22 protein-coding genes and 1 pseudogene are annotated in these 23,812 nt (G+C 64.3%); 12 read left to right on the plus strand and 11 right to left on the minus strand.

The window, feature by feature from the left end:
• The first annotated feature begins 32 nt into the window (after positions 1 to 32).
• The 5 genes from ACQKPE_RS15205 to pcaD all read left to right on the plus strand — a co-directional run bounded on the left by ACQKPE_RS15205 (position 33) and on the right by pcaD (position 5,200).
• Complete coding sequence (locus ACQKPE_RS15205; protein WP_427667065.1) at positions 33 to 881, plus strand: CoA transferase subunit A; 849 nt, start codon at positions 33 to 35, stop codon at positions 879 to 881.
• Positions 878 to 1,657 carry a CoA-transferase subunit beta gene (locus tag ACQKPE_RS15210; protein WP_427667067.1) on the plus strand — a complete coding sequence of 260 codons (780 nt, stop codon included), beginning with the start codon at positions 878 to 880 and terminating at the stop codon, positions 1,655 to 1,657. Before ACQKPE_RS15205 ends, ACQKPE_RS15210 begins: the two co-directional genes overlap by 4 nt.
• Positions 1,654 to 2,859 (plus strand): 3-oxoadipyl-CoA thiolase, encoded by a 1,206-nt coding sequence (pcaF, locus tag ACQKPE_RS15215; RefSeq protein WP_427667097.1) that lies wholly within the window; start codon positions 1,654 to 1,656, stop codon positions 2,857 to 2,859. The genes ACQKPE_RS15210 and pcaF overlap by 4 nt, the downstream gene beginning before the upstream one ends.
• Before the next feature lie 189 nt (positions 2,860 to 3,048).
• Positions 3,049 to 4,338, plus strand: a complete 1,290-nt coding sequence (locus ACQKPE_RS15220) for an MFS family transporter (RefSeq protein WP_427667068.1) — start codon at positions 3,049 to 3,051, stop codon at positions 4,336 to 4,338.
• A gap of 70 nt (positions 4,339 to 4,408) precedes the next feature.
• Entirely contained in the window at positions 4,409 to 5,200 is a 792-nt protein-coding gene (gene pcaD / locus ACQKPE_RS15225; RefSeq protein ID WP_427667069.1) for a 3-oxoadipate enol-lactonase, read from the plus strand.
• A gap of 49 nt (positions 5,201 to 5,249) precedes the next feature.
• Here the strand turns inward: pcaD and ACQKPE_RS15230 are convergent, their stop codons facing one another.
• The gene (locus ACQKPE_RS15230; RefSeq protein ID WP_427667070.1) at positions 5,250 to 5,774 is read right to left on the minus strand and encodes a DUF962 domain-containing protein; all 525 of its coding nucleotides are present in this window, start codon (positions 5,772 to 5,774) and stop codon (positions 5,250 to 5,252) included.
• A 93-nt stretch (positions 5,775 to 5,867) separates the two neighbouring features.
• Between ACQKPE_RS15230 and ACQKPE_RS15235 the strand changes: the two genes are divergently transcribed.
• A complete protein-coding gene (locus ACQKPE_RS15235; RefSeq protein WP_427667071.1) occupies positions 5,868 to 6,554 on the plus strand; it encodes a Crp/Fnr family transcriptional regulator in 687 nt (228 codons plus the stop codon).
• Between the two features lie 57 nt (positions 6,555 to 6,611).
• Here ACQKPE_RS15235 and ACQKPE_RS15240 read toward each other — a convergent pair whose 3' ends face one another.
• Genes ACQKPE_RS15240 through ACQKPE_RS15250 form a run of 3 tightly spaced genes read right to left on the minus strand, consistent with a single transcriptional unit; the run spans position 6,612 to position 12,367 of the window.
• A complete protein-coding gene (locus ACQKPE_RS15240; RefSeq protein ID WP_427667073.1) occupies positions 6,612 to 8,060 on the minus strand; it encodes an AdeC/AdeK/OprM family multidrug efflux complex outer membrane factor in 1,449 nt (482 codons plus the stop codon).
• Positions 8,057 to 11,209, minus strand: coding sequence for a multidrug efflux RND transporter permease subunit TtgB (ttgB, locus tag ACQKPE_RS15245; protein ID WP_427667074.1), 3,153 nt, complete (start codon positions 11,207 to 11,209; stop codon positions 8,057 to 8,059). Before ttgB ends, ACQKPE_RS15240 begins: the two co-directional genes overlap by 4 nt.
• Positions 11,210 to 11,212: 3 nt before the next feature.
• Positions 11,213 to 12,367, minus strand: a complete 1,155-nt coding sequence (locus ACQKPE_RS15250) for an efflux RND transporter periplasmic adaptor subunit (RefSeq protein ID WP_427667075.1) — start codon at positions 12,365 to 12,367, stop codon at positions 11,213 to 11,215.
• A gap of 263 nt (positions 12,368 to 12,630) precedes the next feature.
• Between ACQKPE_RS15250 and ACQKPE_RS15255 the strand changes: the two genes are divergently transcribed.
• Entirely contained in the window at positions 12,631 to 13,263 is a 633-nt protein-coding gene (locus ACQKPE_RS15255; RefSeq protein WP_427667077.1) for a TetR family transcriptional regulator, read from the plus strand.
• Positions 13,264 to 13,344: 81 nt separating this feature from the next.
• Here ACQKPE_RS15255 and ACQKPE_RS15260 read toward each other — a convergent pair whose 3' ends face one another.
• Positions 13,345 to 14,796: an MDR family MFS transporter gene (locus ACQKPE_RS15260; protein WP_427667079.1), complete on the minus strand. Its 1,452-nt coding sequence runs from the start codon at positions 14,794 to 14,796 to the stop codon at positions 13,345 to 13,347.
• Between the two features lie 376 nt (positions 14,797 to 15,172).
• Here ACQKPE_RS15260 and ACQKPE_RS15265 point away from each other — a divergent pair, with 376 nt between their 5' ends.
• On the plus strand, positions 15,173 to 16,042 hold the full coding sequence (locus ACQKPE_RS15265; protein ID WP_427667080.1) for an isocitrate lyase/PEP mutase family protein: 870 nt from the start codon (positions 15,173 to 15,175) through the stop codon (positions 16,040 to 16,042).
• 300 nt (positions 16,043 to 16,342) lie between these two features.
• Here ACQKPE_RS15265 and ACQKPE_RS15270 read toward each other — a convergent pair whose 3' ends face one another.
• The gene (locus tag ACQKPE_RS15270; RefSeq protein ID WP_427667081.1) at positions 16,343 to 17,251 is read right to left on the minus strand and encodes a LysR family transcriptional regulator; all 909 of its coding nucleotides are present in this window, start codon (positions 17,249 to 17,251) and stop codon (positions 16,343 to 16,345) included.
• 105 nt (positions 17,252 to 17,356) lie between these two features.
• On the opposite strand from ACQKPE_RS15270, the gene ACQKPE_RS15275 reads away from it, so the two are divergent.
• On the plus strand, positions 17,357 to 17,971 hold the full coding sequence (locus tag ACQKPE_RS15275) for an NAD(P)-dependent oxidoreductase (RefSeq protein WP_427667083.1): 615 nt from the start codon (positions 17,357 to 17,359) through the stop codon (positions 17,969 to 17,971).
• Here ACQKPE_RS15275 and ACQKPE_RS15280 read toward each other — a convergent pair.
• Positions 17,965 to 18,840, minus strand: coding sequence for a LysR substrate-binding domain-containing protein (locus ACQKPE_RS15280; protein WP_427667084.1), 876 nt, complete (start codon positions 18,838 to 18,840; stop codon positions 17,965 to 17,967). The two genes, ACQKPE_RS15275 and ACQKPE_RS15280, sit on opposite strands and share 7 nt — an antisense overlap.
• A gap of 113 nt (positions 18,841 to 18,953) precedes the next feature.
• On the opposite strand from ACQKPE_RS15280, the gene ACQKPE_RS15285 reads away from it, so the two are divergent.
• Positions 18,954 to 20,591, plus strand: a complete 1,638-nt coding sequence (locus tag ACQKPE_RS15285) for a 5-guanidino-2-oxopentanoate decarboxylase (RefSeq protein WP_427667086.1) — start codon at positions 18,954 to 18,956, stop codon at positions 20,589 to 20,591.
• A gap of 4 nt (positions 20,592 to 20,595) precedes the next feature.
• Here the strand turns inward: ACQKPE_RS15285 and ACQKPE_RS15290 are convergent, their stop codons facing one another.
• Entirely contained in the window at positions 20,596 to 21,528 is a 933-nt protein-coding gene (locus tag ACQKPE_RS15290) for an AraC family transcriptional regulator N-terminal domain-containing protein (RefSeq protein WP_427667087.1), read from the minus strand.
• 201 nt (positions 21,529 to 21,729) lie between these two features.
• Between ACQKPE_RS15290 and ACQKPE_RS15295 the strand changes: the two genes are divergently transcribed.
• Both ACQKPE_RS15295 and ACQKPE_RS15300 read left to right on the plus strand, forming a co-directional pair.
• Positions 21,730 to 22,023 (plus strand): putative quinol monooxygenase, encoded by a 294-nt coding sequence (locus tag ACQKPE_RS15295; protein WP_427667089.1) that lies wholly within the window; start codon positions 21,730 to 21,732, stop codon positions 22,021 to 22,023.
• Positions 22,024 to 22,075: 52 nt separating this feature from the next.
• Positions 22,076 to 22,309 (plus strand): hypothetical protein, encoded by a 234-nt coding sequence (locus ACQKPE_RS15300; RefSeq protein ID WP_427667091.1) that lies wholly within the window; start codon positions 22,076 to 22,078, stop codon positions 22,307 to 22,309.
• Here the strand turns inward: ACQKPE_RS15300 and ACQKPE_RS15305 are convergent, their stop codons facing one another.
• The 3 genes and pseudogenes from ACQKPE_RS15305 to ACQKPE_RS15315 all read right to left on the minus strand — a co-directional run.
• The gene (locus ACQKPE_RS15305; RefSeq protein WP_427667092.1) at positions 22,310 to 22,915 is read right to left on the minus strand and encodes a flavin reductase family protein; all 606 of its coding nucleotides are present in this window, start codon (positions 22,913 to 22,915) and stop codon (positions 22,310 to 22,312) included.
• A gap of 117 nt (positions 22,916 to 23,032) precedes the next feature.
• Positions 23,033 to 23,359, minus strand: a complete 327-nt coding sequence (locus ACQKPE_RS15310; protein WP_427667093.1) for a hypothetical protein — start codon at positions 23,357 to 23,359, stop codon at positions 23,033 to 23,035.
• 176 nt (positions 23,360 to 23,535) lie between these two features.
• Positions 23,536 to 23,812 (minus strand): annotated as a pseudogene (locus tag ACQKPE_RS15315) (MFS transporter); the annotation flags it as partial.

A 23,812-nucleotide genomic window follows, 5' to 3' on the forward strand; every position in this document is an offset into this window, starting at 1 on the left:
CTGACCGACTCAGCCTGACCAGGAGTCTCCAAATGGCAGCAATCCTCTCGCTTCACGACGCCGTGAAGCAGTTCGTCCACGATGGCGACAGCGTTGCCCTCGAAGGTTTCACTCACCTGATCCCGACCGCCGCTGGCCACGAGATCATCCGCCAGGGCAAGCGTGACCTGACCCTGGTGCGCATGACCCCGGACCTGATCTACGACCAGCTGATCGGCGCCGGCTGCGCGCGCAAGCTGATCTTCTCCTGGGGCGGCAACCCCGGCGTCGGTTCGCTGCACCGCCTGCGCGATGCGGTGGAGAAGCAGTGGCCGCACCCGATCGAAATCGAGGAGCACAGCCATGCAGACCTGGCCAACTCCTACGTCGCCGGTGCCTCGGGCCTACCTTTCGCGGTGCTGCGTGCCTACGCAGGTTCCGACCTGCCCAAGGTCAACCCATTGATCAAGAGCGTCACCTGCCCGTTCACCGGCGAAGTGCTGGCCGCTGTGCCTTCGGTGCGCCCGGACGTCACCGTGATCCACGCGCAGAAGGCCGACCGCAAGGGCAACGTGCTGCTGTGGGGCATCCTTGGGGTGCAGAAGGAAGCAGCCCTGGCGGCCAAGCGCTGCATCGTTACCGTCGAGGAAATCGTCGACGACCTGCAAGCGCCGATGAACGCCTGCGTGCTGCCGACCTGGGCGCTGAGCGCGGTGTGCCTGGTGCCTGGCGGCGCCCACCCTTCCTACGCCCACGGCTACTACGAACGCGACAACCGCTTCTATCAAGCCTGGGACCCCATCGCCCGCGACCGTGAGTCGTTCAGCGCCTGGATCGACACCTACATCCGCGGCACTGCCGATTTCATCGAATACAAGGCCAAGCTGGAGGCCGCACAATGAGCTACTCCACCTCTGAAATGATGACCGTCGCCGCTGCCCGGCGCCTGCGCAACGGCGCGGTGTGCTTCGTCGGTATCGGCCTGCCTTCGAAAGCCGCCAACCTGGCACGTCTGACCTCCTCGCCGGACGTGGTGCTGATCTACGAGTCCGGCCCGATTGGCGCCAAGCCCAGCGTGCTGCCGCTGTCGATCGGCGATGGCGAGCTGGCCGAAACCGCCGACACCGTGGTGCCGACGGGTGAGATCTTCCGCTACTGGCTGCAAGGTGGGCGTATCGACGTGGGCTTCCTCGGCGCCGCCCAAGTCGACCGCTTCGGCAATATCAACACCACCGTGGTCGGTGACTACCACGCACCGAAGACCCGCCTGCCAGGTGCGGGCGGCGCGCCGGAAATCGCCGGTTCCGCCAAGCAGGTGCTGATCATCCTCAAGCAGTCGCCGCGTGCTTTCGTCGACAAGCTGGACTTCATCACTTCGGTCGGCCACGGCGAAGGCGGCGACTCGCGCAAGCGCCTGGGCCTGCCAGGCGAAGGGCCGGTGGGCATCATTACCGACCTGTGCATCATGGAGCCGGAGGCCGGCACCCATGAGTTCGTGGTTACCTCGATTCACCCGGGGGTAACCCGCGAGCAGATCACCGCCGCCACCGGTTGGCCGATCCGCTTCGCCGACAGCGTGCAGACCACCGCAGCACCGAACGACACCGAACTGACTGCATTGCGCGACCTCGAGGCGCGTACTGCGGCCGCCCACGGCCAGACTGTCGGAGAAGCCTGATGCGCGACGTCTTCATCTGCGATGCCATTCGTACCCCCATCGGCCGCTTCGGCGGCGGCCTGGCCAGCGTGCGTGCCGACGACCTGGCGGCGATCCCGCTCAAGGCGCTGATCGATCGCAACCCGCAAGCAAAGTGGGAGCAGCTCGATGAGGTATTCCTCGGCTGCGCCAACCAGGCCGGCGAAGACAACCGCAACGTCGCACGCATGGCCCTGCTGCTGGCCGGGCTGCCTGAGAACGTGCCGGGCGTGACCCTCAACCGCCTGTGCGCCTCGGGCATGGACGCCATCGGCACGGCCTTCCGCGCCATCGCCAGTGGCGAGATGGAGCTGGCCATCGCCGGGGGCGTCGAGTCGATGTCGCGTGCGCCGTTCGTCATGGGCAAGGCCGAGAGCGGCTATTCGCGCAACATGAAGCTGGAAGACACGACCATCGGCTGGCGCTTCGTCAACCCGTTGATGAAGGCCCAGTACGGCGTCGATGCCATGCCCGAGACCGCCGACAACGTGGCCGATGACCACCAGGTGTCGCGGGCCGACCAGGATGCCTTCGCCTTGCGCAGCCAGCAACGCGCTGCCGCCGCCCAGGCTGCGGGCTTCTTCGCCGAAGAGATCGTGCCGGTGCGGATCGCCCACAAGAAGGGCGAGACGGTAGTGGAGCAGGACGAGCACTTGCGCCCGGACACCACCTTGGAAGCGCTGGCCAAGCTCAAGCCGGTCAACGGAGCCGACAAGACCGTCACCGCCGGCAACGCCTCGGGCGTCAACGACGGGGCGGCGGCGCTGATCCTGGCATCGGCCGAGGCGGTGAAGAAACATGGGCTGACCCCACGTGCCCGGGTGCTGGGCATGGCCAGCGCCGGTGTGGCGCCGCGGGTGATGGGTATCGGCCCGGTGCCGGCGGTGCAGAAGCTCACCGAGCGACTGGGTATTGCCGTGGCCGACTTCGATGTCATCGAGCTCAATGAAGCCTTCGCCAGCCAAGGCCTGGCCGTGCTGCGTGGGCTGGGCGTGGCCGACGATGCGCCGCAGGTGAACCCCAATGGCGGCGCCATTGCCTTGGGGCACCCGCTGGGCATGAGTGGGGCGCGTTTGGTGTTGACCGCTTTGCATCAGTTGGAGAAGAGCGGCGGGCGCAGAGGGTTGGCGACCATGTGCGTAGGGGTAGGGCAGGGCTTGGCGTTGGCGATCGAGCGGGTTTGATTGGCTGTAAGCAGGTTCGGCCTTTTCGCGGGTAAACCCGCTCCCACAAGTTCTCCAGTATTCTGAAGAGCGGCGCTGTACCTGTGGGAGCGGGTTTACCCGCGAAAAGGCCAGCACGTTGTGACTGTGGAACGAGAGTGTTACTAATTGTGTCTAGATTGACCAGTAACCCTCAGGAGTGAACAACCCATGACTTCAACCTATTACACCGGCGAAGAACGCAGCAAACGCATCTTCGCCATCGTCGGTGCCTCTTCAGGCAACCTGGTGGAATGGTTCGACTTCTACGTCTACGCGTTTTGCGCCATCTACTTCGCCCCCGCGTTCTTCCCCTCCGACGACCCCACCGTGCAGTTGCTCAACACTGCCGGTGTGTTCGCCGCAGGCTTCCTCATGCGCCCCATTGGCGGCTGGATCTTCGGTCGCCTGGCCGACCGCCACGGCCGCAAGAACTCCCTGATGATCTCGGTGCTGATGATGTGCGCCGGCTCCCTGCTCATCGCCTGCCTGCCCACCTACGCCAGCATCGGCACCTGGGCCCCGGCGCTGCTGCTGTTCGCGCGGCTGGTGCAAGGCTTGTCGGTAGGCGGCGAGTACGGCACCACCGCCACCTACATGAGCGAAGTGGCGCTGCGCGGGCAGCGTGGCTTCTTCGCCTCGTTCCAGTACGTCACCCTGATCGGCGGCCAGTTGCTGGCGGTGCTGGTGGTGGTGATCCTGCAACAACTGCTGACCGAGCAGGAGCTGCGTGACTGGGGCTGGCGCATTCCGTTCGTGGTCGGCGCGGTCGCTGCGCTGATCTCGCTGATGCTGCGCCGCTCGCTGAAGGAAACCAGCAGCGCCGAAACCCGCCAGGACAAAGACGCCGGCTCCATCGGCGGCCTGCTGCGCAACCACGGCGCGGCGTTCATTACCGTGCTCGGCTACACCGCCGGCGGCTCGCTGATCTTCTACACCTTCACCACCTACATGCAGAAGTACTTGGTCAACACGGCGGGCATGAGCGCCAAGAGCGCCAGCTTCGTGATGACCGGCGCCTTGTTCCTGTACATGTGCATGCAGCCGCTGTTCGGCATGCTCTCCGACCGTATCGGTCGACGTACCTCGATGCTGCTGTTCGGCGCCCTGGGCACGCTGTTCACCGTGCCGTTGCTGATGGCCCTGAAGACCGTCAGCAGCCCGTTCATGGCATTCGTGCTGGTGAGCCTGGCGCTGTGCATCGTCAGCTTCTACACCTCGATCAGCGGCCTGGTGAAGGCCGAGATGTTCCCGCCGCACGTGCGAGCGTTGGGTGTGGGCCTGGCGTATGCGATTGCCAACGCAGTGTTCGGCGGCTCGGCTGAATACGTGGCGCTGGGCTTGAAGACCATGGGCATGGAAAACACCTTCTACTGGTACGTCACCGCCATGATGGCCGTGGCCTTCCTGTTCAGCCTGCGCCTGCCCAAGCAGGCTGAGTACCTGCACCATGATGATTGACGCGGCTTAACCTTGGCCCGGCGTGCGCCGTGGCTGAATATCAACGTTTCATTGCCTGAAGGAGACCGCTGTGGCGCAACTGCAATTGGCCGATGGCGTACTGCACTACCAACTCGACGGCCCGGCCAATGCCCCGGTGCTGGTGTTGTCCAACTCGCTGGGCACCGACCTGCACATGTGGGACACCCAGGTGCCGTTGTGGCGCGAGCATTTCCGAGTGCTGCGTTACGACACTCGCGGTCATGGCGCCTCGTTGGTCACCCCGGGCAGCTATTGCATCGAGCAATTGGGGCGTGATGTGCTGGCGCTGCTCGATGCGCTGGATATCCAGCAGGCGCACTTTGTCGGCTTGTCCATGGGGGGCCTGATCGGCCAGTGGCTGGGCATCAATGCCGGCGCCCGGCTGCTCAGCCTGACCCTGTGCAACACCGGTGCGAAGATTGGCAGCGACGAGGTGTGGAACACGCGTATCGACACCGTGCTCAAGGGCGGTCGCGAGGCCATGGTAGGACTGCGTGATGCCTCCATCGCGCGCTGGTTCACGCCTGCTTTCGCACAGGCCGAGCCAGCCCAGGCCCAGCGCATTACCGAGATGCTGGCGCAGACCTCGCCCGAGGGCTACGCCGCGTGCTGCGCGGCTGTGCGCGATGCCGATTATCGTGAACAACTGGCAAGCATCCAGCTGCCGACGCTGATCGTCGCGGGCACCGAGGATGCGGTGACCACCCCGGAGCATGGGCGCTTCATGCAGAACGGCATCGCAGGGGCGCAGTACGTCGAGTTTGCTGCGGCGCACTTGTCCAACGTCGAGATTGGCGAGCCGTTCAGTCGTCGCGTGCTCGACTTCCTGTTGGCCTGCTGAAGGCTTCAACCCCTTCGCGGTCTTGCCGCGAAGGGGTCAGGCCTGGTGATCAGGCCGCGGCGTTCTTGTGCCGCACCGCCACCGGCCCGGCATTGGCCTCGATGGCTTTTTTCAGCTCACCGCACAGCCCGGCCATGAATGCCAGTTCCGCCACCACGAACAGGGGGCCGACGATCAACCCGCTCAGGTCATCGACGAACGCGGGTTTGCGCCCTTCGTAGTGATGCCCGATGAACTGGATGATCCAGCCCACCACGAAAGCCCCGAGTCCGACGCTCAGCCACAGCCCGGTGGACTGCACCGCCAGCGCTTGCCCGGCCCACAGGCACAGGCCCAGCAGCGCACCCATCACCAGGCCCAAGCGCAGGTCCAGGCGCAGGTAGAACCACGCCGACCAGGCCGCCAGCAGCAGCGCCGGCGACAGCCAGATGCCCGCCATCTCCCAACCGGGGCGCGATAGCAGAATAGCCACCGCCAGCACGATCAGCGGGATGCCGACGAAGTGCGTGGCGATGTTGCGAGGGTCGCGGTGGTAGGCCGCGTATTGACTCAGGTGATCGACGAGGTTTTTCATTGTTGTTCCTCCATCCGGGGTTTAGCGCAGCTTGCCCCGGTCCATCCGTCATCGTCTGTCGCCTGGCCGACAGAGTCCGCCCAGTGAGGTGTCATGGACAACCCGCGTGCCCAGTTGCTGCATGGCCAGTGGTTCAAGCAGTTGCCCGTTACCGTTCAGGATAGCCTGCTGGCGCTGGCCAAGCCGCGCACCTTGGCGGCTGGGCAGTGCTTGTTCCAGCGCGGCGACCCACCTTGCGGGCTGTACGCGGTTTTGAGCGGGGCGATGCGAGTGGGGGCGGTGAGCAGCGACGGCAAGGAGGCGCTGCTGACCTTGGTCGAGTCGCCTTACTGGTTCGGCGAAATCAGCCTGTTCGATGGCCAGCCGCGAACCCACGATGCCTTCGCCGAGGGCGCCACGCAGCTGCTGTGGATTCCCCAGGCGGCGTTGCTCGACTGGCTGGCACGCCACCCCGTGCACTGGCGTGACCTGGCCTTGCTGATGAGCCACAAGCTGCGCTGGGTGTTCATCGCCCTGGAGCAGCAGCACCTGCTGGCGGCGGCACCGCGCCTGGCGCACCGCCTGTTGCAGATCGCCGAGGGCTATGGCGAGCGCGACGAGCCGCAGTGGCGCTTGCAGCTTTCCCAGGAACAACTGGCGCTGATGCTGTCGCTGTCGCGCCAGACCATCAACCAGATCCTCAAGCACCTGGAGCAGGCCGGTGTGGTGCGCCTGGCCTATGGCGAGGTGCAGATCCTCGACGCCGAGCGCCTGCGGCAGATGGCCGTGCAGCCGGGGTGACAGCGGAAAAACAAAAAGCCCACCGCGAGGGTGGGCTTGATGCGTATCGGCGAACCTTCAACCTTTCGGCGTGGCCACCGCAGCCTGTTGCTGCTGGGTTTGCTCGTACCAGCCACCGCCGAGCGCCTTGTACAGGTTGACCTCGCTGGTCAGCTGCGAAAGGCGGTCGATGATCAGCGATTGCTGGGCACTGAACAGGTTGCGCTGGGCATCGAGGAAGGTCAGGTTGCTGTCGATACCGATGCGGTAGCGGCGCTCGGCCAGGCGGTAGTAGTCCTGGTTGGCGGCCACCAGGTCGCGCTGGGCCTGCAACTGCTCTTCGAAGGTCTTGCGCGCGGCCAGGCCATCGGAGACTTCCTGGAAGGCGGTCTGGATGGTCTTTTCGTAGCGGGCGACGTTGATGTCCTTCTGGATCTTCGAGTACTCCAGGCTCGCCTTCAGGCTGCCGGCGTTGAAGATCGGCAGGTTGATCTGCGGCTGGAACAGCCAGGTGCCCGAGCCACCCTTGAACAGCCCGTCCATGTCCGAGCTCAAGGTGCCGGCATTGGCGGTCAGGCTGATGCTTGGGAAGAACGCTGCGCGGGCCGCACCGATGTTGGCGTTGGCGGCCTTGAGCAGGTGCTCGGCCTCCTGGATGTCCGGGCGGCGTTGCAGCAGGTCGGACGGCAGGCCCGCGGGCACTTCGGCCAACTGCTCGGCGTCGAGCTTGAGCGGTGCCGGCAGGTTGGCCGGCACGCCGGTGCCCAGCAGTACGGTCAGGCTGTTGAGGTCCTGGGCCACTTGGCGCTGGTACTGCGATAAGCGTACCCGCGCGCCTTCGACGGCGGTGCGCGCTTGGCTCAGGTCCAGTGCCGAGGCCACGCCCACTTCGTTGCTGCGGCGGGTGAGGTTGTAGCTTTCCTCGTAGGTCTTGAGGGTTTCCTCGGTCAGCTTCAGCAGCGCCTGGTCGGCCTGCCAGGTGTAGTAGGCGTTGGCCACGCTGGCCACCAGGGCGATCTGCGTGGAGCGGCGCGCCTGTTCGCTGGACAGGTAGGTTTCCAGGGCTTGCTGGGTCAGGCTGCGTACGCGGCCGAACAGGTCCAGCTCATAGGCGCTGACGCCCAGGGTTGCCGAATACTGGCTGGTGATGCTGGACTGGCCGGTCTGCGACAGGTCGCCCGGCACCCGCTGGCGGCTGCCGCTGCCGGTGGCCGAAACGGCCGGGAACAGGTCGGCACGCTGGATGCGGTACTGCGCGCGGTAGGCGTCGATGTTCAGCGCCGCGACCCGCAGGTCGCGGTTGTTCACCAGCGCGGTCTGCACCAGTTGTTGCAGCGCCGGGTCCTGGAAGAACTGGCGCCAGCCCTGCTCGGCAGCGGCCACGTCGGCCGACTCGGTTGGCGAGTACGCAGGGCCTTGCGGCCACTGCGCGGCCACCGGCGCTTCCGGTGCCTGGTAGTCGGGGATCAGCGAGCAACCGCCGAGAATGAATGCGGTTACTGCAAGGGACAGCAAAGACTTGGTCATTGCCCAGCCTCATAACGTGGAGTTTCAGGGGTGGCGTCTTCTTTCGGCTTCTTGCTGCCGAACACGGACGACACTAGGACGAAGAACAGTGGTACCCAGAAGATGGCCAGCACGGTGGCGCTGATCATACCGCCGATTACCCCGGTACCAATGGCGTGCTGGCTGCCCGCACCGGCGCCGCTGGCGATGGTCAACGGTACCACGCCGAGGATGAACGCCAGCGAGGTCATGATGATCGGACGCAGACGCATGCGGCACGCCTCGATGGTCGCATCGAACAGGCTTCGGCCCTGCTCGTGCAGTTCCTTGGCGAATTCCACGATCAGGATGGCGTTCTTCGCCGCCAGGCCGATGGTGGTCAACAGGCCAACGAGGAAGTACACGTCGTTGGACAGTCCGCGCAGGCTGGTGGCGAGCAGCGCACCGATGATACCCAGTGGTACTACCAGCACCACCGCGATCGGGATCGACCAGCTTTCATACAACGCTGCCAGGCAGAGGAACACGAACAGGATCGAGAGCGCGAACAGCGCCGGCATCTGCGAACCGGAGAGTTTTTCCTCGTAGGACATGCCGGTCCACGAGTAGCCGATGCCAGCGGGTAGCTCGCCGGCAATGCGCTCGACCTCGGCCATGGCCTCACCGGTACTGTAGCCCGGTGCCGGAGTACCGAGCACTTCCACCGCTTCCACGCCGTTGTAACGCGACAGCTTGGGTGAGCCGTAGGTCCATTCGCCTTTGGCGAAGGAAGAGAACGGCACCATTTCGCCCGCGTTGTTGCGTACGTACCACTTCTGCAGGTCTTCCGGGCTCATGCGAGCGCTCGACTCGCCCTGGATGTACACCTTCTTCACCCGGCCACGGTCGATGAAGTCGTTGACGTAGTTGCCGCCAAGGGCGATCGACAGGGTGGCGTTGATGTTGGCGATGGTCACGCCCAGGGCACTGGCGCGCTCGTCGTCGATGGTCAGCTGGTATTGCGGTTCGTCGTTCAGGCCGTTGGGGCGCACCGCCGTGAGGATCTTGCTTTGCGACGCCTTGGCCAGGAACTGGTTGCGCGCTTCCATCAGCTTGGCATGGCCTACACCGCCGCGGTCCTGGAGGAACACGTCGAAGCCGGTGGCGTTACCCAGTTCCAGTACCGCCGGTGGCGCGAAGGCGAACACCATGGCGTCACGGAAGCCGAAGAAGTGCTGCTGGGCGCGCTGGGCGAGGGCGAACACGCTGTTTTCCGCCGAACGCTCGCCCCACGGCTTGAGCATGATGAACGCCAGGCCCGAGCTCTGGCCGCGGCCTGCGAAGTTGAAGCCGTTCACGGTGAACACCGAGGACACGGTATCGGCTTCTTCCTTGAGCAGGTACTCACGCATCTGGTCGACCACCACCTGGGTGCGCTCGGCACTGGAACCGGCCGGGGTCTGCACCTGGGCGAACAGCACGCCTTGGTCTTCCTCGGGGAGGAACGCGGTGGGAATGCGCATGAACAGCCAGATCATGCCCACCACGATCAGCGCATAAGCCAACAGGAACGGTACCTTGTTGCGCAGGATGGCGCCGACGCTGCGCTCATAACCTTGCACGCTGCGGTCGAAGTTGCGGTTGAACCAGCCGAAGAAGCCGCGCTTGGCCACATGGTGCTCGCCTTTCTTCAGCGGCTTGAGCATGGTGGCGCACAGGGCCGGGGTGAAGATCAGTGCCACCAGCACCGACAGGCCCATGGCCGAGACGATGGTGATGGAGAACTGTCGGTAGATCACACCCGTGGAGCCGCCGAAGAAGGCCATCGGCAGCAGTACCGCCGAAAGCACCAGGGCGATACCCACCAGGGCCCCCTGGATCTGCTCCATCGAGCGCTTGGTCGCCTCCTTGGGCGGTAGCCCTTCCTCGGACATCACCCGCTCGACGTTCTCCACCACGACGATGGCGTCGTCCACCAGCAAGCCGATGGCCAGGACCATGGCGAACATGGTCAGGGTGTTGATGCTGAAACCGGCGGCGGCGAGGATGCCGAAGGTGCCCAGCAGTACCACCGGCACGGTCATCGTGGTGATGACCGTGGCGCGGAAGTTCTGCAGGAACAGGTACATCACCAGGAACACCAGCACCACGGCCTCGATCAGGGTGTTGATTACCCCGCTGATCGATTCGGTGACCACCGGCGTGGTGTCATACGGGAACACCACCTTCACGCCTGGCGGGAAGAATGGCTCCAGCTCGCTGATGGTGTTGCGGATGGCCTTGGCGGTGTCCAGGGCGTTGGCCCCGGTGGCCAAGCGGATCGCCAGGCCCGAGGCCGGCTTGCCGTTGAACTGCGCGCTGACGGCATAGTTCTCGCCGCCCAGGGCGACCCGAGCGACATCGCCCAGGCGTACCTGGGAGCCGTCGGCGTTGACCTTGAGCAGGATCTTCTCGAACTGCTCGGCGGTTTGCAGGCGTACCTTGCCGATGATGGTGGCGTTGAGCTGGTTGCCCGGCATTGCCGGCAGGCCGCCGAGCTGGCCGGAGGACACCTGGATGTTCTGCGCCGAGACCGCGTCGCGCACGTCCACCGGGGTCAGCTGGAACTTGTTCAGCTTGGCCGGATCGAGCCAGATACGCATGGCGTACTGGGCACCGAATACCTGGAAGTCACCTACGCCTGCGGTCCGCGAGATCGGGTCCTGCATGTTCGAGACGATGTAGTTGGCCAGGTCGTCGCGGTTCAGGCTGCCGTCCTCGGACACCAGGCCGATCACCATCAGGAAGTTACGCACCGACTTGGTCACGCGAATACCCTGTTGCTGCACTTCCTGCGGCAACAGTGGGGTGGCCAGGTTCAGTTTGTTCTGCACCTGCACCTGCGCGGTGTCAGGGTTGGTGCCCTGCTCGAAGGTAGCGGTGATGGTCATGCTGCCGTCGGAGTTACTTTCCGACGACACATAGCGCAGCTTGTCGATACCGTTGAGCTGCTGCTCGATCACCTGCACCACGGTGTCCTGCACGGTCTGCGCCGAGGCGCCCGGGTAGGTCACGGCGATGGCGATGGCCGGTGGCGCGATGCTGGGGTACTGGTTGATCGGCAGCTTCAGGATCGACAGGGCGCCAACCAGCATGATCACCAAGGCGATCACCCAGGCGAAGATCGGGCGATCGATAAAGAACTTCGACATGGTTTACTCCGCTTTGGCGTCTGCTTTCGCTGCACCGGCCTGGGCTGGGCTGGCCGGCTTCTTGACGTTGGTGGCTTCGCCGACCTTGACTTCCACGCCGGGGCGCACGAACTGCAACCCTTCGGTGATCACCCGGTCGCCTGGCTTGAGGCCGTCCTCGATCAACCACTCGCTACCCAGGGTGCGGGTGGCCTTGAGCTGGCGCAGCTCGACCTTGTTTTCCTGGTTCACCACCAGCGCGGTTGGCGAACCCTTGAGGTCGCGCGTCACGCCTTGCTGGGGGGCGAGGATGGCGTTGGCGTTGACCCCGGCCTGCAGGCGCGCATGCACGAACATGCCGGGCAGCAGGGTGTGGTCGGGGTTGGGGAAGATCGCGCGCAGGGTCACGGAGCCGGTGGTTTCGTCGACCGCGACTTCGGAGAACTCCAGGCGACCGTCCTGCTTGAACAGGCTGCCGTCCTCGAGCACCAGCTGCACCTTGGCGGCGTTGTCGCCGGCCTTTTGCAGGTTGCCGCTTTCCAGGTCGCGGCGCAGCTTGAGCAGCTCGGCGGTAGATTGGGTGACGTCGACGTAGATCGGGTCGAGCTGCTGGATGGTCGCCATGGCATTGGCCTGGCCGTTGCTCACCAGGGCACCTTCGGTGACCGAGGAACGGCCGACGCGGCCACTGATCGGCGCCAGTACCTTGGTGTAGCGCAGGTCGATCTGGGCGCTCTTGAGCGAGGCTTCGGCCTGCAGGCGGCGGGCATTGGCGTCGTCGTATTCCTGCCTGGACACCGCCTGCTCGTCGATCAGCTGCTTGTAGCGGTCGGCCAGCGAGCGGGTAGCCTGCAGGTTGGCCTGGGCGTTGGCCAGGGTGGCCTCGTACACCGCTGGGTCGATCTGGTAGAGCTGCTGCCCTTCCTTGACGTCGCTGCCTTCCTTGAACAGGCGCTTGAGGATGATGCCATTGACCTGTGGGCGGACTTCAGCGACCCGGAAGGCGGTGGTGCGTCCCGGCAGTTCCGAGGTCAGGGTGAAGGCTTGTGGCTGGATGGTTACGACGCCTACCTGAGGAGCCTGCGCTGCTGGCGCTGCTTCTTCTTTCTTGCAGCCACTGAGCAGGGTTGCCAGGGCGACGGCGGAAACCAGGGCGGTAACGGCTGGCTTGAATTGCATGAGGATCCTCGGGTCGCTGGAGCAGGGGAGCTCAAGAATAGTGGAAGAGTGTGGTCAGAAAAATCGGTATCGGGTGGATAAGTAGGATGCTAAGGAATATACTTACATTCACGGCTGTTTGTAAATAGGCCGTGGTAGTAGCCCGTTACTACCACGGCCCTTGATTAACGCACCATTAACGCACCCGGGAGACGCCCTGTAGAGGCGTCCCCGGCCGGATTCCCGAGCGCCCAAGCGCCGGGCCCAGATGAGGTTGAGCTGCCATGGTCCGTCGTACCAAAGAGGAAGCCCTGGAAACCCGCGCGCAAATTATCGAAGTGGCGGAAAAGGCTTTTTACAAGCGCGGGGTTGCGCGAACCACGTTGGCGGATATCGCCGAGCTGGCGGGTGTGACCCGCGGTGCTATCTATTGGCACTTCAGTAACAAGGCGGACCTGGTGCAGGCGCTGCTCGACAGACTGCACGAGACCCATGACCATTTGGCGCGGGCCAGCGAAAGCGAGGACGAACTCGACCCGCTCGGCTGCATGCGCAAGCTGTTGTTGCAAGTGTTCAGCGAGCTGGTGCTCGACGCCAGGACCCGGCGTATCAATGAAATCCTGCATCACAAGTGCGAGTTCACCGATGACATGTGTGATATCCGCCAGCAGCGCCAGAGCGCGATTGTCGAATGCCATGAGGGTATCGTCCGGGCCTTGACCAATGCCGTGCGCCGGGGCCAGTTGCCTTCGGACCTGGAGATCGAGCAAGCGGCCATCGCGCTGTTCGCCTATGTCGATGGCCTGATCGGGCGTTGGTTGTTGTTGCCGGACAGCTTCGACCTGCTGGGTGATGCCGAAAAATGGGTCGATACTGGGTTGGATATGCTGCGCTTGAGCCCAAGCTTGCGCAAATGACACTTTGTGAAGGATTGTGAGGAACTGTTTCTCACTTCCATTCAACTGACGAGGGGGCCGCTGATGCGGCCCTTTCGCGTTTCAATGGCCACGCAATTGCCGGTCCGGCAAGGCCAGCGCCGCGAGCAGCCCCAGCACTGCTACCCCAGCGCTGGCCAGCAACAGGTCGCGGAACGTTTGCGCCAGGTGCGCCTGGCTGACCGGGTCGGCTTCGCCCGCTTTCAGGCTACCCAGCAGCGGGTTGCCCAGCGCCTCCAAGCCACCGAAATGCAGCAGCGCCAGCAGCAGGCTGGACATGCAGGCCACCCCCATCGCCCCGCCCAGGGAGCGGAACAGGTTGGTGGTGCTGGTGGCCACGCCGATATCGCGCAGCTCGACCGCGCTCTGGGTGCCCACCAGCGAGGTGGGGAACTGCATCCCGCAGGCGATGCCGGTCAACAACATGAACAGTATGCTCAGCCCGGCCGACTGGGGCGGGGTCAGGGCCATGCCGATGATGGCCAGCGGCATCAGCACGGCGCCTGCGAGAATCTGCGGTTTGTAGCGCCCGGTGAAGGTGGTCAGCCGGCCGGCGCTGAAGGCGCCCAGGGGCAGCCCCATGGCCAGCGGCAGCAGGTGCAGGGCGGCGCTGTCGGCACCCGCGCCAGTCAGGCTCTGGTAACGCAGGGGCATGAGCATGGTCAGCGAGATGGACTGGAAACTGGCGAAGAAGATCACCCCCCAGCACAGTACCGCGACCCGGTTGCCGAACAGCTTCAGTGGCAGCAAGGGTTCTTCGCAGCGGCGCTCATGGGCGACGAACAGTGCCAGGCCAAGCAGCGCGCAGGCGAACAGCGACAGCACCGGAGGCGCCAGCCAGGCGTGGCCCTGGCCGACCAGGGTGATGCCCAGCAGCAGGCTGCCAAGGCCCAGGATCATCAGCACGGCGCCGAGGTAGTCGACCCGTGCCGGGCGGTGTACCACCGGCATGCCGCTCAACGCGCGGCGGATTACCCACCAGGCGAACACGCCCAGGGGCAGGTTGATCCAGAACACCCAGCGCCACGACAGGTATTCGGTCAGCAAGCCACCGAGCACTGGCCCGGCGACGCTGGCCACGGCATACATGCTGCTGAAATAGCCCTGGTAGCGGCCCCGTTCCCGAGGCGGGATGAAGTCGCCAATGATCGCCTGGCTGACCGACACCATGCCCCCGGCGCCGATGCCTTGCAGCACCCGCGCCAGCACCAGTTGCTCCATGTTCTGGGCCAGGGCGCAGAGCACCGAGGCCAGGGTGAAGATAGCCGTGCCGGTGAGGATCATACGGCGTCGGCCATAGAGATCACCCAGCTTGCCGTAGATCGGCACGGCGACGGTCATGGCCACCATGTAGCCGGAAATCACCCAGGCCAGCAGGCCGACATCGTCGAACTGTGCGGAAATGGCCGGGAGGGAGACGGCGACGATGGTCTGGTCCAGGGCGCCGAGCAGAATTGCCAGCATCAACGCGCTGAGCACGCTGCGCAATACGGCAGGGGGTAGGGCGGCGGTCACGGGGTGAGGGCACCTTGTGGTCAGGGCGGCGGCGAGTGCTGTTGCCGATGCGGGTCAGGAAAGTGTAACCTGAGTTAGGTAGCTTCCTATGTAAAATCTGCATCCCCTATGCACGATCGGCATACCTGCTTTCATCCGCTGGTCGATGGCTGCGTGATATCGTGAATCCCTCACAGCCGCCAAAACCCGCGTATTGCACCGCTTTGGTGCGATGTTTCGCGTGGACGCCCGTGGCGCTGCTTTTCACACCTTCTATTCCTCTGCCTGCATGTCGAGCATGACCGCCCTGATGGCGACGGTTGGAAACAGATCAGGTAGACCCGAACCAGGGGTCGGTAGTCAGACAGTTCAATTTTCATGTTCTAGCGGAGTGATCATGCCAAAGGCTTCCCACAACGACCTGCGTTTTGCCTTCCGCGAGTTGCTCGCGTCGGGTTCCTGCTATCACACCGCCTCGGTCTTCGACCCCATGTCGGCCCGTATCGCCGCCGACCTTGGTTTTGAAGTCGGTATTCTTGGCGGTTCGGTGGCGTCCTTGCAGGTGCTCGCCGCACCAGACTTTGCCCTGATCACCCTGAGCGAGTTCGTCGAGCAGGCCACCCGTATCGGCCGCGTCGCCCAGTTGCCGGTGCTCGCCGACGCCGACCACGGCTATGGCAATGCCCTCAACGTGATGCGCACGGTGATCGAACTGGAGCGCGCCGGTGTGGCGGCGCTGACCATCGAGGACACCCTGCTGCCAGCGCAGTTCGGCCGCAAGTCCACTGACCTGATCTCGGTCGAGGAAGGGGTCGGCAAGATTCGCGCAGCCTTGGAAGCCCGGGTCGACTCGGCGCTGTCGATCATCGCCCGGACCAACGCCGGGGTACTGACCACCGAGGAAATCATCGTGCGCACCCAGAGCTACCAGAAGGCCGGTGCCGACGGTATCTGCATGGTGGGGGTGAAGGATTTCGAGCAGTTGGAGCAGATCGCCGAGCACCTGAGCGTGCCGCTGATGCTGGTTACCTATGGCAACCCGAACCTGCGCGACGACGAGCGCCTGGCGCGCCTGGGCGTGCGTATCGTAGTCGACGGCCACGCCGCCTACTTTGCCGCGATCAAGGCCACCTACGACTGCCTGCGCCTGCAACGCGGGCAGCAGAACAAGTCCGAGAACCTCAGTGCTACCGAGCTTTCGCACACCTACACCCAGCCCGAGGACTACATCCGTTGGGCCAAGGAATACATGAGCGTCGAGGAGTGACCGGCAGGGCGCCGTCAGCTCACCTGAGGGCGCTCAAGGTCGCCGCATGCGGCACGCAGTGATCGTGTACGCAGGTCGACGAGGCAGTGGGCTGGTTGCGTATGGATTCAACGCGCCAGCAGGCAGAACCGAAAAGCCCGGCCACAGCGACCAGAGCCACTACAACAGCGCAACGACGGGTCTTGATGCCCATGGTGCTTATCTCCTGCTATGCAACAGGTTATGTCTTCGAGCATAGGTCAGGTTCATGCGCTGCGTTGGCTTCGGCGACCCTTTCATCGCGTTTGATTTAGAACATTTCTATATCAAGCCGCGATCCCACTCCGGTTTTTCGCTGAATTGCTGCGCCAGGAAGTCCAGCATGCTGCGCAGCGTCGCCGGCATATGCTTGCGCGAGGTGTAGACGGCATACAGGCCCAGCTCCCGAGGCCTGGCCTGGGGCAAGACGCGCAGCAGTTCCCCGCCTTGCAGCGCTGGCGCGGCAGAGTAGGTGGGCAGCATGGCGATACCCGCGCCCGCCATCGCCGCCTTTTGCAATGTCATGGCTTCGTTGGCGCTGATGTTGCCCTGCACCGGTACCGCCACGCTGCGCCCCGCCACGTCGAAATGCCAGAGGCTGTGGCCGAAGTAAGTGTGGGTCAGGCAGTTGTGCTGGCTCAGGTCCTCGACCTGTTGCGGCACCCCATGCTTTTCCAGGTAGCTTGGCGCGGCACAGATCACCGAATGGCACACGCCCAGGCGCCGGGCGATCAGGTTCGGGTCCAGGTCGTTGCTGGTGCGAATCGCCAGGTCGATGCGCTCGTCCACCAGGTTGACCGTGCGATCGAGCACTTGCAGGTCGACCTTCACGCCAGGGTAGCGCTCGACGTAGGCCGCTATTGCACTTACCAACTGCGCCTGGGCGAACGAGGGCGAGACGCTGATGCGCAAGTCTCCGCGTGGCGTGTCGTCGGGCGGGTGCACGGCGGCTTGCAGGTCGTCAGCCATCTCCAGCATCTGGCGGCAGCGCGGCAGGGTTTGCTGGCCGGCGGCGGTCAGGCTCAGCTTGCGCGTGGTGCGCTGCATCAGGCGGGCGCCGACCCAGTCCTCGAGCTCGGCGAGGTAGCGCGAGACCACGGGGCGTGAAAGCTCCAGGTGGTCCGCCGCCGCAGACTGGCTGCCCAGGTCGACGACGCTGACGAATACGCGCATGGCGTTGAGACGGTCCATGATTTGCCCGTTTTCAGAAATAAACTATGACCAAGAATGGCATTTTTTGGAGCAAATCGGGCAACTAAGCTGTAGCTCTTCAACTTTCTTGATGGAGCGTTTCCCATGAGCAAAATCGCAATCATCGGCGCCACTGGTCGTGCGGGCAGCCAACTGCTGGAAGAAGCCCTGCGCCGTGGTCATGAAGTGCTGGCCATTGCCCGCAACCCGTCGGCCTTGCAAGGGCGCGCGGGCGTCACCGTGAAGGCGCTGGACGTCAACGATGGCGCCGCCCTGCAAGCGGCGCTGAGCAGTGTGGATGCGGTGCTGAGCGCGGCGCAGTTCGCCACCCTCGAGCCAGAGGCGATCATCGCGCCGGCCAAGCATGCCGGGGTTGGACGCCTGCTGGTGGTCGGTGGCGCGGGCAGCCTGCTATTGCCATCCGGGCAGCGGGTGATCGACAGCCCCGATTTCCCTGAGGAGTACAAGGCCGAGGCCAACGGTGGCGTGCGCTTTCTCGAGGCCTTGCGCCAGGAAACCGGCCTGGACTGGAGCTTCCTGTCGCCATCGGCCGAGTTCTTCGAGGGTGAGCGCACCGGGCAGTACCGTCTGGGCAAGGACCACCTGTTGATCGCCGAGGATGGCAATAGCTCGATCAGCTTCGCCGACTTCGCCATCGCCATGCTCGATGAGCTGGAGCAGCCTGCGCATTCGCGCCAGCGCTTTACCGTCGGCTACTGAGCGGCCTGAGTCTCGAGCCATGCCATCAAGGCTTCCAGCCCAGGTGGCAAGGCTTTCGAAGGGCTGACCAGGTAATACCCCTTGCCGGTCAGCACCTTCAAATCGAATGGCATGCACAGGCGGCCACTGCGCAGGTCATCGCCAATCAACGCCCAATCGCCGATCGCCACGCCTGTGCCTTGCGACGCCATGGCCATGGCCATGTCCAGGGTTTCGAAATGCTGCTTCGGGCCGTGGGGCTCGAAGCTGGCGCCAGCCGCCTGCAACCACAGCTGCCAGTCGTGTTCGTCCCGCGAAGGGTGCAGCAGCATGTGCCGCGCCAGGTCTTCCAGGCTGTGTAGAGGCAGGCTCGCCTCGAGCAGCGAGGGCGCGCAGACAGGTGTGAGTTGCTCGTCGAACAGTTTGCGTACCAGCAGGCCCGGGCTGGGTGGGCTGCCGTAGACCACGGCGGCATCGAAGCCTTCGTGGCGGAAATCCACCCCATGCTGCACGGTGGTGGTCAGTTCCACCGGCACGTCCGGGCGCAGGGCTTGCCATTGCATCAGGCGCGGCAGCAGCCAGCGCATCACGCACGTGGGCGCCTTCAGTTGCAAGGTGGCACTGCGACCGCCGACTTCGCGCACGCCCTGCTCGATCAACCCGAACACCTGCTGCACGCGTGGCAGCCAGTCCTGGCCCTCGCGGGTCAGGCTCAGGCCGCGGGCCTGGCGCTGGAACAAGGCGTAGCCCAAGTGCTCCTCGAGCCCGGCGATCTGCCGGCTGACGGCGCCTTGGGTGATGTGCAACTGCTGTGCGGCGCGGGTGAAGTTGCAGTGTTGTGCGGTCACCAGGAAGGTATGCAGGGCGGGCAGGGGAGGCAGTCGTTTCATCGTCGCAAGCCATGAGCTGAGAACATGGCTAGTATGTGTTTTTTTGCCTTGTGGCGGTAGCCGCGCCTTGGTTCCATTGGGCAGTGATTTCAACAAGATCCAGGGTGAAGACGATGGCAACCTGCGGCGAAGTATTGGTCAAACTCCTTGAAGGCTATGGCGTGGACCATGTCTTCGGCATTCCCGGCGTGCATACGGTGGAGCTCTATCGTGGCCTGGCCGGGTCGTCGATCCGCCATGTCACGCCGCGCCACGAGCAAGGCGCCGGCTTCATGGCCGATGGCTATGCGCGTACCCGTGGCAAGCCTGGGGTGTGCTTCATCATCACCGGCCCCGGCATGACCAATATCACCACCGCCATGGGCCAGGCCTACGCCGACTCCATCCCGATGCTGGTGATTTCCAGCGTCCAGTCGCGCAATGCCCTGGGCGGTGGACGTGGCAAGTTGCATGAGCTGCCCAATCAATCGGCGCTGGTGGCCGGGGTGGCGGCGTTCTCGCACACCCTGATGAGCGCCGACGACCTGCCGCAGGTGCTGGCCCGTGCCTTCGCCGTGTTCGACGGCGCCCGGCCACGCCCGGTGCATATCGAGATTCCGCTGGACGTACTGGTCGAGCCTGCTGACCACCTGCTGCCTGCGCGCCCGGTGCGTACCTACCGTGCAGGCCCCGCAGCGCCGGCCGTGGCGCAGATGGCCGAGCGCCTGGCCAAGGCCCGCCGCCCGTTGATCCTGGTCGGTGGCGGTGCCCTGGCGGCGGGCGAGGCCCTGGCGGGGCTTGCCGAGCATTTGCAGGCGCCGGTGGCGTTGACCATCAACGCCAAGGGCCTGCTACCGGCTGCGCATCCGTTGCAGATCGGCTCTACCCAATCGTTGCCGGCCACCCGTGCGCTGGTGGCCGAGGCCGACGTGGTGCTGGCGATCGGCACCGAGCTTGCCGAAACCGACTACGACGTGACCTTCAAGGGTGGCTTCGAAATCCCTGGCAGCCTGCTGCGTATCGACATCGACCCGGACCAGACCGTGCGCAACTACCTGCCCGAGCTGGCCCTGGTGGCCGATGCCGAACAGGCCGCGCAGGCATTGCTCGGCGTCTTGCGCGAGCAACCTCGTCCGACGCTCGACGACAGCTGGGGCGCTGGCCGTGTCGCCGATCTACGTCAGGCGCTGGCGGCCGACTGGGATCAACCGACCCTCAGCCAGACCCGCCTGCTGACCGCCGTGCTGCAAGCCCTGCCCGAGGCGATCATCGTCGGCGACTCGACCCAGCCGGTTTACACCGGCAACCTCACCCTCGACCTGGACCACCCGCGCCGCTGGTTCAATGCCTCGACCGGCTACGGCACCCTCGGCTATGCGCTACCGGCGGCCATGGGCGCATGGCTGGGCAGTGCCGCAGCCATTGCCGAGCGCGCCCCGGCGGTGTGCCTGATCGGCGATGGCGGTTTGCAGTTCACCCTGCCCGAGCTTGCCAGTGCGGTCGAAGCGCAGGTGCCGATGATCGTGCTGCTGTGGAACAACCAGGGCTACGAGGAAATCAAGAAGTACATGGTCAACCGCGCCATCGAGCCAGTGGGCGTGGACATCCACACCCCGGACTTCATCGGCGTGGCCAAAGCCCTGGGTGCAGCGGCGGAGCATGTGGGTGACGTGGCGCAGTTGCAGGCCGCGCTGGCCAAGGCAGTGGAGCGCCAGGGGCCGACCTTGATTCAGGTCGACCAGGCGCAATGGCAGGCGGCTGTGGCGGGTTGAAGCTTCAGCCCGCGCTGGACCTGAGCCGCGCCACATCGCGAATCGGCGGTGCGCCATACAGCCGGCTGTATTCGCGGCTGAACTGCGAAGGGCTTTCATAGCCCACCTTGTAGCCCGCCACCGCCGCTTCCAACCCATCGTTGAGCATCAGCCGCCGCGCTTCCTGCAAGCGCAGTTGCTTCTGGTACTGCAACGGGCTCATGGAGGTCACCGCCTTGAACCGATGGTGCAAGGTCGAGGTGCTGAGGTTGACCTCACGCGCCAGGTCGTCGATGCGCAGCGGTAAGTGAAAATGGTTGTTCAGCCAGGTGATGGCCTGGCTGACACGGTGCGTCTGGCTGTTGGCCAGGGCGATTTCGTACAGGCGGTAGCCCTGCGGCCCACGTAGCAGGCGATAGAGAATTTCCCGGCGGATCAGCGGCGCGAGCATCGGGATATCGCGCGGGGTATCCAGCAACCTGACCAGGCGCAAGATAGCATCGAGCAAGTGCGGGTCGAGCCTTTCCACATACAGGCCGCGCCCCGAGGGTACGTTGGGCACCAGCATCGGCCCGTTTTCGGCGATCAGCTGGCTGATCTCGGCGGCGTCCAGGTCCAGGCGCAGGCCCAGGGCGGGGTTTTGCGGCGAGGCATCGAGCTTGACCCCGCTGATCGGCATCGTCACCGACACCACCATGTAATGCAACGGGTCGTAGGCGTATTGCTCATCGCCCAGGAACAGGCTCTTGTTGCCCTGGGCCAATAGGCACAGGGCCGGCATCACCAGGCCTGGCACCGAGCGTATGTTTTCCTGGTAACTGGACAGGTACAGGTGCTCGACGGCCGAAGGGGGGCCGTAAAGCTCGCCGGCATGGCGTTGGATCAACCCGGCGAGCTCCTGGCGCTGGGCTTCCAGGCTGGGTTCGAGGGGCGTTGAGGTGGACGAAGGGGCGGTCATGTCGGATTCCTCCATGGACCGGGCCAGCATAGGTTCGGCCAGGAATGGGCGCTAGTCGAATGCTGCAAGGCGATTGCCTGATCCTGCAATTCGACAGGATCAGGCAATCGTCAGGCAGTAATAGCCTAACGGCCCATGCGGGCGAGGGCCTAACCTTGGCAACCTGGCTTTTGCGTCCCGTTCGCTTCAAGGAGATCGTTCATGACCCTGACTCAACCAGTCACTCACCTGGCTTTCATCCGTGCCAGCACCGGCCGTTCGGCTGAGCTTGGCATGCGCCTGCGCGACCTGCTCGAACCCTCGCTGCGTACCCCAGGTTGCTTGAACTTCAGCGTGCAACGCTCCCAGGTCGACGACGACCTGTGGCTGCTCAGCGGCAGCTGGACCGACCCCCAGGCGATGAATGGCTACTTCGCCTCGCCCACCTTGTCGGTGTTCAGCGACCTGGTGCAGGAGCGGGTACTGTCGAGCATGCATTTGCACACGTTCGACTGATGCCGATTGCGCTAGAATTCGCGCCCTCGATCAACAGTGGGAGTGCATTTCAATGGCACGCAGGGAATTTCCAGGCTTCGAAGCCGTTTCGGCCATGGTGCCGGTGCAAGGCGGTGGCTACCACGCCGCCATCGCCGTGAAGGCCTTGAGCATGGGTGGTGCGCCGCGGTTCCACAAGGTGCTGGACGGCCAGGTGTTCAGTTCTGCACTGGCGGCCGATGAGGCTGCCAGTGCAGAACTTGCGCGTCTGCAGGGCGTTGCCGAGGACGCTGGGCTGGTCTGGTGATCAGGCCTTGGGGCGAGCCATCTTGAACAGCTCGCCCAGCGCGAAGTAGTCGGCCGGGCCGCCACCGCGCAGGATCGGCTCGCCGGCGGCGGTATCGTAGATCCCATCCTTGAGCAGGTGCTCGGCAATGTGCACCGCTACCACCTCACCCAAGATCAGCCAACTGGGCACCAGTTCCTGGTCTGCGCGTTTGAGCTGGATGATCTGGCTCACCTTGCACTCGAAATTCACTGGGCTCTCGGCCACCCGTGGTACTGCGACCACGCGTGAAGCTGCTGGGGTCAGGCCACTCAACACGAACTCGTCGACCTCTGCCGGCACCGCCGCGCAGCTCTGGTTCATCTGCTCGGCCAATGGGCGGGTGGCCAGGTTCCAGACGAACTCGCCGGTCTGCTCGATGTTGTTCAGGCTGTCTTTGCGCCCGACGCTGCAGAAGCCGACGATGGGCGGAATGTAGTTGAAGGCGTTGAAGAAGCTATAGGGCGCGAGGTTCAGGCGGCCTTCGGTGTCGTGCGAGGAGATCCAGCCGATGGGCCGGGGGCCGACGATGGCGTTGAACGGGTCGTGGGGCAGGCCGTGGCCTTTGGCGGGTTCGTAGTAGTACATCTGCGCAGGGCCGTGGCCCTTCCTCTGGGATGGACGAGGCGTCTAGTGTGCCAAGGCTTTGCCTGGCTGGAAACAATCAAGCCCGGCCGGAGCCGGGCTGGTAACGCACATCGGGTATCAGCTGATGCGGTGGCCGTTGGTGCGGTCGAAGCCGTCTTCAGCGAAGCGTGCGCCGTTGGTGCGGTCGAAGCCGTCTTCGGCGAAGCGTGCGCCGTTGGTGCGGTCGAAGCCATCTTCAGCGAAGCGTGCGCCATTGGTGTTGTCGGAGCCGTTTTCAGTGGGGCGTGCACCGTTGGTGTTGTCGTAGCCATCTTTGAGGAAGCTCGCCACTTGGTTCTGGGCGGTGGCGAAGTCGTGGGCATTGGTGCGTTTGAAGCCATCTTCGGCGAAGGCGCCAGCAGCGAATACCGAGAGGGCCAGGGTGAGGATCAGTTGGTTTTTCATGGTCGTTGCTCCAGTAGGTTTTGGGTTCGTACTTGCTATGGGTCCTATGCTACGCCTACTGATTTGATATAAAAGCGCAAATAATCGCCTATAAATATCGATTTATTAGATTTATAGGGCAATGAAAAAAGGGGCGCCCGGTAAACTGGAGCGCCCCTTTTCCTGAAGACTGAAAATCAGTCGGTAGTAATGCGCGAGTGCGTCTTGGTGTCCTTCATGGTCACGTACACCAGCAGCGAGCAGGCGATACAGGCGGTGACGTACCAGTAGAAGCCACTTTCCATGCCGACGCTCTTGAACCACAGCGCCACGTATTCAGCAGTACCGCCGAAGATCGACACGGTCAGCGCGTACGGCAGGCCAACGCCCAGTGCGCGGATTTCGGTAGGGAACAGCTCGGCCTTCACCACGGCGTTGATCGAAAGGGCGTTGCTGCCGGCCAGGGTCAGGTTG

The organism is Pseudomonas sp. NPDC089554, assembly GCF_050280645.1.
Classification (GTDB): domain Bacteria; phylum Pseudomonadota; class Gammaproteobacteria; order Pseudomonadales; family Pseudomonadaceae; genus Aquipseudomonas.

Coding starts and splice junctions, on each gene's coding strand:
- ACQKPE_RS15205 (WP_427667065.1), top strand. CDS start 33: ATGGCAGCAATCCTCTCGCTTCACGACGCCGTGAAGCAGTTCGTCCAC.
- ACQKPE_RS15210 (WP_427667067.1), top strand. CDS start 878: ATGAGCTACTCCACCTCTGAAATGATGACCGTCGCCGCTGCCCGGCGC.
- ACQKPE_RS15220 (WP_427667068.1), top strand. CDS start 3,049: ATGACTTCAACCTATTACACCGGCGAAGAACGCAGCAAACGCATCTTC.
- ACQKPE_RS15230 (WP_427667070.1), bottom strand. CDS start 5,774: ATGAAAAACCTCGTCGATCACCTGAGTCAATACGCGGCCTACCACCGC.
- ACQKPE_RS15235 (WP_427667071.1), top strand. CDS start 5,868: ATGGACAACCCGCGTGCCCAGTTGCTGCATGGCCAGTGGTTCAAGCAG.
- ACQKPE_RS15240 (WP_427667073.1), bottom strand. CDS start 8,060: ATGACCAAGTCTTTGCTGTCCCTTGCAGTAACCGCATTCATTCTCGGC.
- ttgB (WP_427667074.1), bottom strand. CDS start 11,209: ATGTCGAAGTTCTTTATCGATCGCCCGATCTTCGCCTGGGTGATCGCC.
- ACQKPE_RS15250 (WP_427667075.1), bottom strand. CDS start 12,367: ATGCAATTCAAGCCAGCCGTTACCGCCCTGGTTTCCGCCGTCGCCCTG.
- ACQKPE_RS15255 (WP_427667077.1), top strand. CDS start 12,631: ATGGTCCGTCGTACCAAAGAGGAAGCCCTGGAAACCCGCGCGCAAATT.
- ACQKPE_RS15265 (WP_427667080.1), top strand. CDS start 15,173: ATGCCAAAGGCTTCCCACAACGACCTGCGTTTTGCCTTCCGCGAGTTG.
- ACQKPE_RS15270 (WP_427667081.1), bottom strand. CDS start 17,251: ATGGACCGTCTCAACGCCATGCGCGTATTCGTCAGCGTCGTCGACCTG.
- ACQKPE_RS15275 (WP_427667083.1), top strand. CDS start 17,357: ATGAGCAAAATCGCAATCATCGGCGCCACTGGTCGTGCGGGCAGCCAA.
- ACQKPE_RS15280 (WP_427667084.1), bottom strand. CDS start 18,840: ATGAAACGACTGCCTCCCCTGCCCGCCCTGCATACCTTCCTGGTGACC.
- ACQKPE_RS15285 (WP_427667086.1), top strand. CDS start 18,954: ATGGCAACCTGCGGCGAAGTATTGGTCAAACTCCTTGAAGGCTATGGC.
- ACQKPE_RS15290 (WP_427667087.1), bottom strand. CDS start 21,528: ATGACCGCCCCTTCGTCCACCTCAACGCCCCTCGAACCCAGCCTGGAA.
- ACQKPE_RS15295 (WP_427667089.1), top strand. CDS start 21,730: ATGACCCTGACTCAACCAGTCACTCACCTGGCTTTCATCCGTGCCAGC.
- ACQKPE_RS15300 (WP_427667091.1), top strand. CDS start 22,076: ATGGCACGCAGGGAATTTCCAGGCTTCGAAGCCGTTTCGGCCATGGTG.
- ACQKPE_RS15305 (WP_427667092.1), bottom strand. CDS start 22,915: ATGTACTACTACGAACCCGCCAAAGGCCACGGCCTGCCCCACGACCCG.
- ACQKPE_RS15310 (WP_427667093.1), bottom strand. CDS start 23,359: ATGAAAAACCAACTGATCCTCACCCTGGCCCTCTCGGTATTCGCTGCT.